The organism is Sporosarcina luteola, assembly GCF_023715535.1.
Classification (GTDB): Bacteria; Bacillota; Bacilli; order Bacillales_A; family Planococcaceae; genus Sporosarcina; species Sporosarcina luteola_B.
In genome coordinates this window covers 17,456-30,880 of the sequence record NZ_JAMBOI010000001.1, presented here as the reverse complement: position 1 = coordinate 30,880, position 13,425 = coordinate 17,456, and the positions used below count along the sequence as shown (strand labels likewise).

Sequence of the window (13,425 nt, the reverse complement as noted above, 5' to 3'; positions counted from 1 at the left end):
CAATGGCTAAAATGTATTATAACCAGGATATCAATGAAGGACTACTACAAGGAAAGACGATCGCAATCGTCGGTTACGGATCGCAAGGCCACGCACATGCACAAAACTTGAAAGACTCAGGATTCAACGTAGTCGTCGGCGTACGCCCAGGAAAATCATATGATCAAGCGAAAGAAGACGGACTAGACGTGAAAACAGTAGCTGAAGCAGCTGAACAAGCGGATCTTATCATGATCCTCCTTCCAGACGAAAGACAGAAGCAAGTGTATGAAGAAGAGATCCAACCGGCACTAAAAGCGGGCAAATCACTCGTGTTCGCTCACGGATTCAACGTCCACTTCGGACAGATCGTACCTCCTGCAGACGTCGACGTATTCCTCGTCGCTCCGAAAGGCCCGGGGCATCTCGTCCGCAGAACATATGAAGCAGGCGCTGGCGTACCGGCATTATTCGCGGTATACCAAGACGTTTCCGGGCAAGCAAAAGACGTTGCGCTCGCATATGCGAAAGGAATCGGTTCAGCTCGTGCAGGCGTGCTTGAAACTTCATTCAAAGAAGAGACGGAAACAGATCTATTCGGTGAGCAGGCAGTACTGTGCGGTGGATTGACTTCCCTCGTCAAAGCAGGCTTCGAAACGTTGGTGGAAGCGGGTTATCAGCCTGAACTTGCTTATTTCGAAACGTTGCATGAATTGAAACTGATCGTCGACCTCATGTACGAAGGCGGCATGTCCGGAATGCGCTATTCGATTTCCGACACTGCTGAATGGGGCGATTACGTGTCAGGACCGCGTGTCGTTGATGCGGATACGAAAGCACGCATGAAAGACATTTTGACGGATATTCAAGAAGGCAAATTCGCAGAAGGCTGGATTGCAGAAAATGAAAACGGCCGTCCGAATTACAATGCATATGAGGAATCGGAAGAGAAGCATCAAATTGAAGTCGTCGGCGAAAAGCTTCGTGCGATGATGCCATTCGTGAATGAAGGCAAGAAATCAAAACAGGAGGAAGTGGTGGGTAGTGCGAAAAATTGACATCTTTGATACGACACTTCGTGATGGTGAACAATCGGCCGGGATCAATCTGAACACGGCCGAAAAGATGGAAATTGCCCGCCAACTAGAACGTTTTGGCGCTACGGTGATCGAAGCAGGGTTTCCTGCTTCCTCACCTGGTGATTTTGAAGCAGTGCAGCGAATTGCAAATACAGTCAAGAACTCGACTGTCACAGGGCTTGCCCGAGCAATGAAAAGCGATATCGATACATCATGGGAAGCACTGAAAGGCGGACAGCAACCTCATCTTCACGTATTCTTGGCCACTTCTCCAATCCATATGGAGCATAAATTGATGAAGACGCCTGACCAAGTCGTAGACATTGCAGTTGAAGCCGTAAAATACGCAAAAAAATTCTTTCCACTCGTTCAATGGTCAGCAGAAGACGCATTCCGTTCCGACCCTGCATTCCTCGTCCGGATCATCAATCAAGTAATCAAAGCCGGTGCGACGACAATTAACATCCCTGACACGGTCGGTTATGCAACGCCTCAGGAATACGGCGCTTTATTCAAATTCTTGAAGGAGAATGTGACAGGCATTGAGCGTGTGAAGCTATCCGCGCATTGTCATAACGACTTAGGAATGGCTGTCGCCAACTCCATCGCAGCGATTGAAAATGGTGCCGACCAAGTCGAAGGCACGATTAACGGGATCGGTGAACGGGCTGGAAATGCAGCGCTCGAAGAAATCGCAGTCGCACTTCATATACGCAAAGACGTTTATGGGTTTGAAACGGGCATTAACTTGCAGGAGATCAAGCGCACAAGCCAATTGGTCAGTCAGTTGACAGGCGTCGTCATCCAGCCGAACAAGGCGGTTGTCGGGAAAAACGCATTCGCCCATGAATCCGGAATCCATCAGGATGGCATGCTGAAAAACCGGGAAACGTATGAAATCATCACACCGGAACTGATCGGTGAAACGACGGCTCCGTTAGCACTCGGCAAGCATTCAGGCCGCCACGCATTCAAGGATCGAGCTGTATCAATGGGCTTTGAGCTGAGCGACGCGCAAATGAATGAAGCGTTTGTCGAGTTCAAAAAGCTCGCCGACCGCAAGAAGGAAATTACAGAAGACGATCTGTTCGTCCTCTTCACAGGAAAGCAGATTGCTTACGCGGATGCAGAGATCTATGAATTGACGAATGTGCAAGTCCAATATGGCACGTCCAATGTTCCTACGGCAACAATCGCAGCGAATGTCCCTTCAGGGGAGAACGTTGTCGTTGCCACAACGGGCGCAGGTTCAGTCGAAGCGATCTTCAATGCACTTGAACTCCTCGTCAAAGGGCAAGTCAATATACTGGATTACCGCGTCACATCGATCGGCAAAGGCCGCGATGCACTAGGAGAAGCAGTCGTCAACTTGCGCTTCAACGGCGAAACGTTCACAGGACGCGACGTTTCACAAGACGTCCTGGAAGCATCCGCAAAAGCTTATTTGAACGCTATTAATAGGAAATTAGTGAAAGATCAAGTGAAAGTGGCGGAAACAGTTAGTCAATAATAGCTGGCATGAAATTGCGTTATGCGTAATTGTGGGGATTTATGCGTGAATATCACGATTTATGCGTGAGTTTAGCAGTTTATGAGTGAATTTTGCAGTTTATGAGCTTTTACAAGGATTTATGCGTAATTCTAGCTGTTTATGCGTTTCTAGTATATAGAAGTTATATTTTAGACGGGATCTATAAGGATTGAAGCGGAAGGCGGCGACTCCTGTGGGAAAAGCGTCAGCAGAAGACCCCGCAACGGAGCGAAAGCGAAGTGAGGAGGCTGAAGCGACGCCCACGGAAAGCTTCCGCCTGAAGCGGAAATCCGGATTATTTACACGCTCTTCAGTCTGAAGATTACGTAAATTAGGAAGACAACAAGGAGGAGAAGTTCAATGGAAAAAAGAGTAGCTGTATTACAGGGCGATGGAATCGGACCGGAAGTAACGTCGGCGGCTGTGCGAGTTCTTGAAGTGGTTGCAAGACGATTCAACCACACATTCCATTTCAATTACGGTTCAATCGGAGGAGCGGCGATCGATTCATTCAATAACCCGCTCCCGAAGGAAACAGTTGAACTCTGTGAATCAGCTGATGCAGTGCTCTTAGGGGCTGTCGGCGGTCCAAAATGGGATCGGAATCCGTCAGAAATGCGACCGGAAAAAGGGTTGCTCGCCATCAGGAAGCACTTTGATTTATTCGCGAACCTGCGGCCGGTCAAGGCAGTCCCTTCCTTGCTTCAAGCTTCTCCTCTTAAAGAGGAAATTGTTCGGGAAGTCGATATGATGATCGTCCGAGAACTGACAGGCGGCATCTACTTCGGACAGCCGAGCCGCAAGACACCGACTTCCGCAGTCGATACGCTCGTCTACACACGTGAAGAAATCGAACGCATCGTTGAAAAGGCGTTTGAGCTGGCGCGGATGAGACGGGGAAAAGTGACATCCGTCGATAAGGCGAATGTGTTGGAGTCAAGTAAGCTTTGGCGTGAAGTTGTCGAAGAAAAGCGCGAAAGATATCCGGATATCGAAGTCGAGCATCAGCTCGTCGACTCGGCGGCAATGAAATTGATTACAAATCCGAAATCCTTTGACGTTGTCGTCACTGAAAACATGTTCGGCGACATTTTAAGCGACGAAGCATCCGTCATCACCGGTTCGCTCGGCCTCATGCCATCTGCAAGCGTTCGTTCCGATGGATTCGGCCTTTACGAACCTGTCCATGGTTCAGCGCCTGAGATTGCGGGCATGGGCATCGCGAATCCCGCAGCAGCCATTTTGTCGGCGGCGATGATGCTCCGTTATTCATTCGAAATGGAGACGGAAGCGGCGGCTATCGAAAAAGCGGTTGATACCGTATTTGAGGATGGGCATTTTACTGCGGACCTTGCGGGTGGATCAGATCGTGCCCTTTCGACGATGGATTGGACGGATAAAGTGATCGGTGAGCTGGATTTGCAGTTCGTCTCGAATAGCATCATGTTTTCATATGTCTGAAACGGAAGGAGAAATTACTATGCCTAAGACGATCATCGAAAAAATTTGGGAGCAGCATATCGTATACGAAGAACAGGGGAAACCTGACCTCTTATATATCGACCTTCATTTATTGCATGAAGTGACTTCACCTCAAGCGTTTGAAGGCTTGCGGCTGGCGGGGCGGAAAGTGCGGCGCCCCGATCTCTGCTTCGCGACGATGGATCATAACGTTCCGACCCGGAATTTGCCGATCATCAACGATCCGATTGCTAAAAAGCAGATCACGACATTGGAGAAAAATTGCGAGGAGTTTGGCATTGAGCTTGCCGATATGGAGCATCCGGACCAGGGGATCGTCCATATTATCGGTCCTGAACTCGGTTTGACGCAGCCCGGTAAGACGATTGTCTGCGGGGATAGCCATACATCTACACATGGCGCATTCGGAGCCATCGCATTCGGAATCGGCACGAGCGAGGTCGAGCACGTCCTATCGACACAGACGCTTTGGCAATCAAAACCGAAAACGATGGAAATTCGGATCAATGGCAAACTCGGATTCGGCGTTACTGCGAAAGACGTCATTCTAGCCATTATCGCTAAATTCGGCATTGACGTCGGAACGGGGCATATCGCTGAGTATACAGGCGAAGCAATCCGCTCCATGACGATGGAGGAACGGATGACGATTTGCAATATGTCCATTGAAGCAGGAGCGAAAGCCGGTTTGATCAGCCCGGACGAGACGACGATCGAGTACTTGAGAGGGCGTCGTCATGTCCCCGAGGGCGAAGCGTTTGATGAGGCTGCGGAAGAATGGCTTTCATTGGCAACTGACGAAGGGGCGGCATACGATACAGTTCTTGAAATCGATGCTAATGAAATTGAGCCGTTTATCACTTGGGGCACAAATCCTTCGATGGGGTCTGGCATCAGCGCAAATGTGCCGTCCTCGGAAGATTTTGCGGATGAATCCGATAAGGAAGCGTTGAAAAAAGCGCTCGCCTATATGGGGCTCGAAGAAGGGACTCCACTTTCTTCAATTGAAATCCAGCACGTATTTATCGGCTCTTGCACGAACGCCCGCTTGAGCGATCTACGGGCCGCAGCTGAAGTGATCGCAGGGCAGAAAGTGCATCCGAATGTGACGGCAATCGTTGTTCCTGGTTCGCGCAAGGTGAAACGGCAGGCAGAAGAGGAAGGTTTGGATAAAGTGTTCCTCGAAGCCGGATTCGAATGGCGCGAATCGGGCTGCAGCATGTGCCTCGCGATGAACGATGACGTCGTACCGGCTGGCGAGAGATGCGCTTCAACATCGAACCGGAACTTTGAAGGCAGGCAAGGGGCGGGCTCCCGCACCCATCTGATGAGTCCTGCAATGGCGGCGGCTGCAGCGATTTCCGGACATTTTACAGACGTTCGTACAATGAAATTGGCCCACGCTTAATGAACAAAGCTCGATGAAGAAAGGATGATTCCATGAAACCGATCAATGAAGTGCGCAGCGTCATAACGCCTTTGAATCGAAAAAATGTTGATACGGACCAAATCATATCAAAGGAATTCCTGAAGCGTATCGAACGGACCGGCTTCGGAAAATACCTTTTCCACCATTGGCGATTCCAGGCGGACGGTACGGAAAACAAAGAATTTGTCCTGAATGAAGACCGGTTTAAAGAATCCAAGATCCTCGTCGCCCATGACAACTTCGGGTGCGGATCCTCCAGGGAGCATGCGCCGTGGGCAATCCTGGACTATGGATTCGAAGTCGTCATTGCTCCGTCGTTTGCGGATATTTTCCATAATAACTGCTTCAAGAATGGCATCCTGCCGATCCGGCTTCGTATTGAGGAGGTCGAAGAGCTTTTAACCAAAGGCGAGACCGCTCCTTATACATTGGAAATCGATCTTGAACAGCAGACGGTAATAGGCGAAGACGGGAAAACATATACATTCGACATCGACCCGTATTACAAGCAGATGTTATTGAATGGATGGGACGAAATTTCGTTGACGTTCCAATATGAAGAGCAAATCGCCGCATACGAAAAACAGCATGCTTAACTATCGATCCACCTTTCCATCAAACGGGAGGTGGATTTTTTAATGGAGTTCTCGTTCTCCTAAAAAGGTTCTCATTGAATCTATTATATTATCTGTCTACTCCTGTCGAAATAGTGTACAATAGAGAAAAACGTACTGAATTTTGTCAATGACATAGATACTATTTTAAACAAGGGGTGTTCGAGTGTTTGTTTCCGTATTGAATGACCGGCAATCCTTCTCGATGCAAGTAAAGGATGTCAACAGCACAACGGGTGACGGTTGGCGGAAAGTATGGGGCAAGGAAGCGGCCGCGATTAATCCGTTGGCTGCAGTGAACCAAGGCCGCAACTCGCTGATCCTTGAAGCGGTGCGCACGAATGATTGGTCAGACTACCATCAATTTCAAGCAAAACAGCATCCAGCCTGGTACGACAAAGTCGGCGGTGAAATGAAGCAGAATAAGCTGTATTACGGCAACCTCATCGATGTGCAAAACCGTTCATTGAAAGAGGCGGTCCAGTCAGGCGATCAGGCGGAAATCGCGAAACGGAAAGCACGTCTGGATGAGCTTATTACAGATTTCAAAAACGCTCCGGGAGAAGTACCGCACGTCATTGCATTCGCCCAAGACCCTAAATTGGCAGCAGCTCATGGCATTTCGAAGCCATCGAGTGACTGGTACAATTCGCCGTACAATAATTCACTTGCCGCGTCACAAGGGCGCTTCGAAGATCAATATTGGTATGAAAACCCTTATTTCGCGGATCATCCGAACGAAATGGCTTTTGCGTTGGAAGCTGTGCAAGAATATCGGCCGGATATCGCGAAAATTGCAGCATCCATCAATAAAGGCGCTTATGAGCGGAATGTCGCATCCTCTTCATTCAATACAATACCGGTACAACCGTCAATTATTGAAGAAGCGAAACACCAAGTTCCTCAACAAAATGATCAAGCGGTAAACGTCGGAATTGTGGAGCAAGCATCATCCGCACTTACCGAAGCGACAGTCGCAAAAATGGAGCAGTTCGCTCGCCAGTTCAGCACAGTCAATCTTGCATCGGAGCTATTTGAAAAGAAAGAACGGCCCGAAGCACAATCGTCTAGCGATGCTTTGCGGGACCGTCTGAATCAACAGGCAGAAGAACGGAAGTATAGCATTGTCTAATTGAAAAACAAGAAAGCACCTATGACCTCCTAAAAACTAGGGGGTTTTTGTGTCGATTTGTGTGGTATGATAGGACAAGATTCTAGAAGTTTAGGAGGTTGAAAAGAAGTGACAAAAAATAAAATGACGACTGCCGTGCTTGCGAGCGTGATGTCCTTGGCGCTAGTGCTATTCGGCTGCAGCCAGACAGATGCAAATACAATAGCGATGGATCAGAACTTTTCTGATATACATAATGAGTTTTGGGCTAAAAACGAAGTCACGCAGCTTGTCGATATGGGAATCATTAATGGCTACCCGGACAAGCAGTTCAGACCGGCGCTTGAAGTATCACGTGGTCAGGCGGCGAATCTCTTATCAAGCGCGCTTCAATTACCCGACGCGCCATATGAACCGATTTTCAAGGATGTCAGCAGCAAGTCCTCCCATCTAAAAGGGGCGATGTCGACGTACAAAGCTGAAATCTTCCTTGGAAAAGAGGACGGCACATTCGGTGTCGCGGATTCATTGACACGTGAACAGATGGCGACGGTCATCGTACGTGCCTTCGACTTGCAGGATACGGGTGAAGACATCCGATTCAAGGATGAAAACCGGATCAGCGCATCGCATAAAGATGGCGTTAGAATTCTAGCGCAGCACGGGATCACGACTGGTAAAGAAGATGGCACGTTCGATCCGAAAACTGCGGTGAATCGCGCAACTTACGTTGTATTCCTTCATCGTGCGATGGTGCAAACGGGGAAAATTGAAGAGGGTCAAGAAATTGTCTTCAATAAACCGCCGATGCTTGGAAACTATGAAACGGTTCGTCACGAACAGAATTTTGTAGAAGTGCCGATTACAGAAGGGGATAAAACATATCTCCGTTCTAATAACTACTTGCAATTCGCGGGTGAAAAGACGAGAAAGCACGCCCATTCAACGGATATCACTTATACGTATAAAGTTGGCGGCCTATCACCTGCTGTTGTAAATGTTACAAAACGACAGCTTGAAAATGGCGATTATTTCATTTTCACGGAACTGAGAAACCCTCAACGGATGCCGATCACAATTGATGTCATTCAGACTGAAAGCAATGTAGAAAAAGGCATTTTGCGTGAGTACAGCCGCTATCCGATTAAAAAAGAGTCGGACGGCACATTCGGTTTCGATCTAACAACATATCCGACCGGCGTCTTTGAAAAGACATCTGCCGAAGGGGATAAGGCGCAGCGGATGATCGGGAAAGCGTACCGATCGAGAGAGCTGACACAAACGTATCCAAACGGCGCAAGCAGCCATACACGTGAATTGATGGATGAAAGTGAGTCATTCAGCGGAATCCTTCTTGGGGATACACAGCTTTCCGTCTATACATTGAAGTCAAGAGGGTATGACATTGTCGATCAATGGCTTCTCGTTTCCGATGAACTGCTTTTCTCCAACCATCAAAGCATGGATCGGTGGATGCTTGAATCAGCCACATACTATAAGAAGCGCAACAAATGGTATACAGCGAATGGTCCATACAACAAAATGGCGACAACCATCGAGCCGATGCCGAAATCAGGACGGGGCTATGGCCGCAACTTGCTCCTCGTAAAAGAGGACCGTACGATGGCGATGTACAATCAAACGAAAGAACGCTATTTTGAAAGCCTGCTATTCAATTCATTTGCAAACCTCGATATTTTCCGGGGCGAGCGCACGTATTGGGAAACTGAAGTGACGAGTACGTACTTGAAAAACCTGTTCGGCATTACGGCTCCATTCGTGGATACGCGATTCAACGAACAGATTGCTCTCTTCCTTTATAACGGAGGAAAGGCGTTCGGGCATGACGATTATACGCTTGGATTGAAAAACTATGCAGATCTGCTCGTATCCCAAAAAGGGAAAGGCAATATCATCAGAGTGGATTCCAACTCGTTTTACATCCAGGATTATTTCCCTTCAAAGCAAAACGTGAAGACGCACAGCTCGATGAACCACTTGCTCGGAGGAATGAATATCCTCTTGCTTGCCTATAAGGAACTTGGTGATCCCGTGTACTTGCAAACGGCTGAAAGTATCCAATCCGCCCTTGAGAAGGATGTGAATAAATGGATTCGGCCGAATGGGGATATTTGGTATAAAATATCGCCTGACCGTACATTTGTCGGAGAGGATTACGTGCATTTGACATTGGAGGATCTCATCCATTCTTATGAAATGTGGTCTGAAATCGATCCTTCGAAGACTGCAGTCCTTGAAAAGATGATCATTTCAAAGGCGGGCTATATGGATAAAAATAATAAAGGCTACACGACGAAAATCAAAGAAGGCCTAGACCGCATCGGCATGCCGGAATTATTGCCGGCAGGCGTTGAACATACAGATGCACTATAACGAAAAAAATCCCGTACTGAGAATTCTTCAGTACGGGATTTTTCTTATTTAATCTTGTTCACAAGGTCGGATCGGATCCATCCATAATCGGACGGTGGGTTGATGTCTGCTAATATTTTATACCATACATATCCGTCGTTTCCAGCAACTTCTTCGACAATGACGACCGGATAGCCGAATGCCGCGTTTAAGCCGGGATCTTTCGGTTTGTAGGTAAATAGTTTATTGTCAGAACGAACTTCAGGGCTCGTTCTTACGTTGACGCCTTCTTTGCCGGTAAAATTGATGCTGCCTAATTGTACCTGCTTATAGTCGCGTCCTCCGAGGAATTTGTCCATCATCCACATATGATTTGCAATTTTACTTCCCCAGTTCGGATCGGATGCGTATCTTACGTTGATGCCGACCGCTTTATTGCCTGGTACCGCGCCGTTCGCATGAGCGCCAAGCGGGTTTGCATAATTCAAGTTGATATAGCGTTGGATGAAAGCATTGACGCTATTTTCAGGAGTCGCATACACTTCTCCCATTTCAGGGGAAGAATCAAAGACTCTGATTCCGAAGATATTATTCTTAGTTTGTGCATTGGGACTGATGCCATAGTCACTTTCATGGATTGCAGTCGCGAGGATGAACATCGCGTTTACACGGTATGTCTCTTCGATGGACTTCAAATATTCGCCTAATCCAATCAGCTTCGAGTTGACTGACGCATTTTTGTAACGGGCATGTCCTGTACTTTCACGGTCTCGGAGTGCCCAATCGATGTAGGAATTAAGCTCCGCTGCCGTATAGGATGTTGGCTGCCTTACGGATTGGAATTGAAAGTATGGGTAATAGGTGATCACATTCTTCGTTCCGGACTCCGTGAAATGGACGCCGTCAAAACTCGTGTATTTCTTGCCGTTCGGCATCCCAGGTCCTGCAGGTCCAACGTTATAGACGCCTCTTGTTTTGTTCAAATTATCATAAGTTGAGTGAACCAAAACGCCATTGATCACTTCATAGTAATCGGAGCCGGTGACAAGTTCTGTCGGGACGAGGTCGACCTCGTTATGTTTTGCATAGAATGTCGATCCTGCAAACTCAACGATTACATATTCCGCACCGCTGCCGATGTATTTCATTTCACGGCCTCTAGTAATATACGTCACTTCATTCCGCAATGACTTATCGCTGTAAAAGGATGTATAGTTCTTCGAGTTATTCGCACCGAACGCACGACCCGCTTTCATCTTAATGATGTCGCTTCCTTTTTGGATGACCTGAATGGATGAAGATGCATTGTAGACTGCCAATGCATCTTCATAGGTCTTGTATATTGCGGGTGTCGGGTTGACTTGTCCATTTGAAACAGAACTGACCTTGTAGATTTCAGGGTCTACATCAGGTGTTTCAGGGTCGGACGGATTTGTCGGTTCAGTTGGCTTCAAAAGCTCTGCTGCTGCATTCATCCTGAACAGGAATGCGGCTGCATGCGCGATTGTCGCGTTATCTTGCGGTTTGAAATAAACTCCGTTTTTCTGATGGTCTCCGCGGATAATGCCCAGGTAGACTGCTGCCGAGACTGCGTCACGGAAATTAGCCGAAATCTTATTCGTGTCTTTGAACGTGAAATTTGTCTTTTGAATAGGAAGATCCATATAACGGAATGCTTTGTATATCATTCCCGCCATATGTTGGCGTGTAATCTTTTCATTCGGTTTGAACGTGCCGTCAGGATAGCCGGAAAGCAATCCAGCGCCAGCAGCATTTTGGATTTCAATCGTCAAGCCGGAATTCGCCTTCAAATCTTTAAACGTATATTTTGTCGAAGTGGGCAATTCCAAGGCGCGGGCGAGATAGGAAGCAAACTCGCCCCGAGTGACAGCTTTATTCGGATTAAATTTGCTGTCTGTCCGAATGACGTCTTTCTGAATCCAATAATTCAACTCTGTTTCCATCTGGTGTCCTTTGATAGTGCTCGCTTCCACCGGATTATGGAACAGAGGAGTAAACATCATCAGCATAACTAAGGCAAAAGTTATAATTTTTTTCACCAATAAACCTCCTTCATGTACATCTTCTATTATACTATCAGATTTTTTATTAAATAATAAGGTGTAATTTGGTGTGAATTTCCGTTTTGGAAGAAATATATTGTCGAGATGAATTACAAGAAGTGATAAAACGGGGTTTTTCGACAAGCTTGTGTCGATTTTTTTGAAAATGCAACTAAACAGTAAACCGTAACGTCGTATAAGATGCTATAATGACAAAGGGTCATGCCCATATACCTTATTGAAGATCATTCGTGGAAAGGGTTTTATTGTTAATGACAACACTTACAAACAAATTGAAGGAAAAAGATACAGTTTATTTTCTAGTCGCATTGGCGATCGTCGTGGTCGCGCTTTTCCTTCCTTCGTCCATTGCACTCGTCGCGACTTCATTGTTTTTTGTTCTCTTTGCATTTTTCAGGCCGCAGCAAAGTCTGCTGTTTCTCGTCATCTATGTAAGCATCCGTCCATTGCTCGTGGAAGTGAACCCGGGCTTGAAGCTCGTCGGGGATCTGATCACTTTCATTGCGTTCGTCAAGATTGTCATTTCAAGCGGACGTAATTGGAAGACGTTGTTTTCATTCAAATGGTTTGAATGGGCGTTTTTCGCTTTACTTATTGCCGGATCAATCAGTGGATTGGTCCAAGACGTTCTGCCCGCGGCTGTCATTTTCCAAGTGCGGACATTCGTCATTATGTATTTGCTCTATTACATCATCTCTAGAATGGTTTTACCTGATGATTGGTTGAAGAGACTTGCGTGGGTCACGGTGTGGACTAGTATGATATCATGCATCCACGGCCTCATTGAAAAGCTTTCCATGCGACAGCTGTTATTGCCGGACGTTTGGAAATACAAGACGTTAAGCGCAACAAATTTTGTCCGGATTTACGGTTTGCCTGGCAATCCGAACTCGCTGGCGCTACTGTTGTTGTTCGGAATTATGTCGTTGCTTTTCCTACAGCATGTTTACAAGGGCGAAAAGTATAAATGGTTTTTGAACATCAATTTAGTGCTCTTCTTCGGAGTTTTCATCTTGACGTATTCACGTGGAACATGGATATCAGCGTTCGTCCTAGGAGCGATTTTCATCTTGACGACGCGGAATTGGCGTTTGCTGAAACGCCTCGTCATCGCGGGTGTCGCATCGATCATACTCATTTATTACCCGGTGAACTTAGGCGTTAAGTTGGTTGCAAAATTCGGATTTGAGCCGGAGGAAGTGGACACGGGCAGTATAGCTGGGCGTTTCGGAGAGACGTTCGATCAACAGAACCTAGCACTCATGACTGAGAGCGGACGTTTCTTCTATATCAATAAAGGATTTGAAATCTTCAAGCAGTATCCGATAGCCGGATCAGGATTCGGTTCATTCGGCGGTTCCGCGACATTATCATACGGTTCGCCAATTTATGACCATTACGGCATCCGCTCTGATATTTACGGAGGCAAGTATTTCTATTCGGATAACCAATACATCCAGATCATCACGGAGACTGGAGTCATCGGAGTCATCCTATTCGCTGCCTTCCTGCTCGGCATGCTGTACCTATTCTGGAAGGAACGGAAGACACCGATGGGCAAATTCATGATTGCGCTCTGGTTTGCAACAGGCTTCTCCGGCTTCTACTATAATATATGGGAACTGAAGCTCTACACGATGTTCTACTTCATCCTGTTCGGCGTCTTCGCTTCCATGACAAATCAATACACGAAATTCAAAGTGAAAGATCTTTGATCAAACACCATCCGGCATTCCTCGCTGG

9 protein-coding genes are annotated in these 13,425 nt (G+C 47.1%); 8 read left to right on the top strand and 1 reads right to left on the bottom strand.

Annotated elements, in window-relative coordinates; translation table 11 throughout:
- Positions 1-2 precede the first annotated feature (2 nt).
- From ilvC to M3191_RS00090, 7 genes are all read left to right on the top strand, one after another.
- A complete protein-coding gene (ilvC, locus tag M3191_RS00120) occupies positions 3-1,037 on the top strand; it encodes a ketol-acid reductoisomerase (protein ID WP_251697426.1) in 1,035 nt (344 codons plus the stop codon).
- On the top strand, positions 1,024-2,568 hold the full coding sequence (locus tag M3191_RS00115) for a 2-isopropylmalate synthase (protein WP_251697425.1): 1,545 nt from the start codon (positions 1,024-1,026) through the stop codon (positions 2,566-2,568). Before ilvC ends, M3191_RS00115 begins: the two co-directional genes overlap by 14 nt.
- Before the next feature lie 381 nt (positions 2,569-2,949).
- Positions 2,950-4,050, top strand: a complete 1,101-nt coding sequence (leuB, locus tag M3191_RS00110; RefSeq protein ID WP_251697424.1) for a 3-isopropylmalate dehydrogenase — start codon at positions 2,950-2,952, stop codon at positions 4,048-4,050.
- 19 nt (positions 4,051-4,069) lie between these two features.
- On the top strand, positions 4,070-5,479 hold the full coding sequence (gene leuC / locus M3191_RS00105) for a 3-isopropylmalate dehydratase large subunit (protein WP_251697423.1): 1,410 nt from the start codon (positions 4,070-4,072) through the stop codon (positions 5,477-5,479).
- Positions 5,480-5,511: 32 nt separating this feature from the next.
- Complete coding sequence (gene leuD, locus M3191_RS00100; protein WP_251697422.1) at positions 5,512-6,096, top strand: 3-isopropylmalate dehydratase small subunit; 585 nt, start codon at positions 5,512-5,514, stop codon at positions 6,094-6,096.
- Between the two features lie 184 nt (positions 6,097-6,280).
- Positions 6,281-7,246, top strand: coding sequence for a hypothetical protein (locus M3191_RS00095; RefSeq protein WP_251697421.1), 966 nt, complete (start codon positions 6,281-6,283; stop codon positions 7,244-7,246).
- A gap of 108 nt (positions 7,247-7,354) precedes the next feature.
- Entirely contained in the window at positions 7,355-9,619 is a 2,265-nt protein-coding gene (locus tag M3191_RS00090) for an S-layer homology domain-containing protein (RefSeq protein WP_251697420.1), read from the top strand.
- A 44-nt stretch (positions 9,620-9,663) separates the two neighbouring features.
- Here the strand turns inward: M3191_RS00090 and M3191_RS00085 are convergent, their stop codons facing one another.
- A complete protein-coding gene (locus M3191_RS00085) occupies positions 9,664-11,658 on the bottom strand; it encodes an S-layer homology domain-containing protein (RefSeq protein ID WP_251697419.1) in 1,995 nt (664 codons plus the stop codon).
- A 275-nt stretch (positions 11,659-11,933) separates the two neighbouring features.
- Between M3191_RS00085 and M3191_RS00080 the strand changes: the two genes are divergently transcribed.
- Positions 11,934-13,397: an O-antigen ligase family protein gene (locus M3191_RS00080; protein WP_251697418.1), complete on the top strand. Its 1,464-nt coding sequence runs from the start codon at positions 11,934-11,936 to the stop codon at positions 13,395-13,397.
- Positions 13,398-13,425: the final 28 nt, after the last annotated feature.

What these genes read in the sequence shown, in the direction of transcription:
- ilvC (WP_251697426.1), top strand. Translation starts at nt 3, where the DNA reads ATGGCTAAAATGTATTATAACCAGGATATCAATGAAGGACTACTACAA.
- leuB (WP_251697424.1), top strand. Translation starts at nt 2,950, where the DNA reads ATGGAAAAAAGAGTAGCTGTATTACAGGGCGATGGAATCGGACCGGAA.
- leuC (WP_251697423.1), top strand. Translation starts at nt 4,070, where the DNA reads ATGCCTAAGACGATCATCGAAAAAATTTGGGAGCAGCATATCGTATAC.
- leuD (WP_251697422.1), top strand. Translation starts at nt 5,512, where the DNA reads ATGAAACCGATCAATGAAGTGCGCAGCGTCATAACGCCTTTGAATCGA.
- M3191_RS00080 (WP_251697418.1), top strand. Translation starts at nt 11,934, where the DNA reads ATGACAACACTTACAAACAAATTGAAGGAAAAAGATACAGTTTATTTT.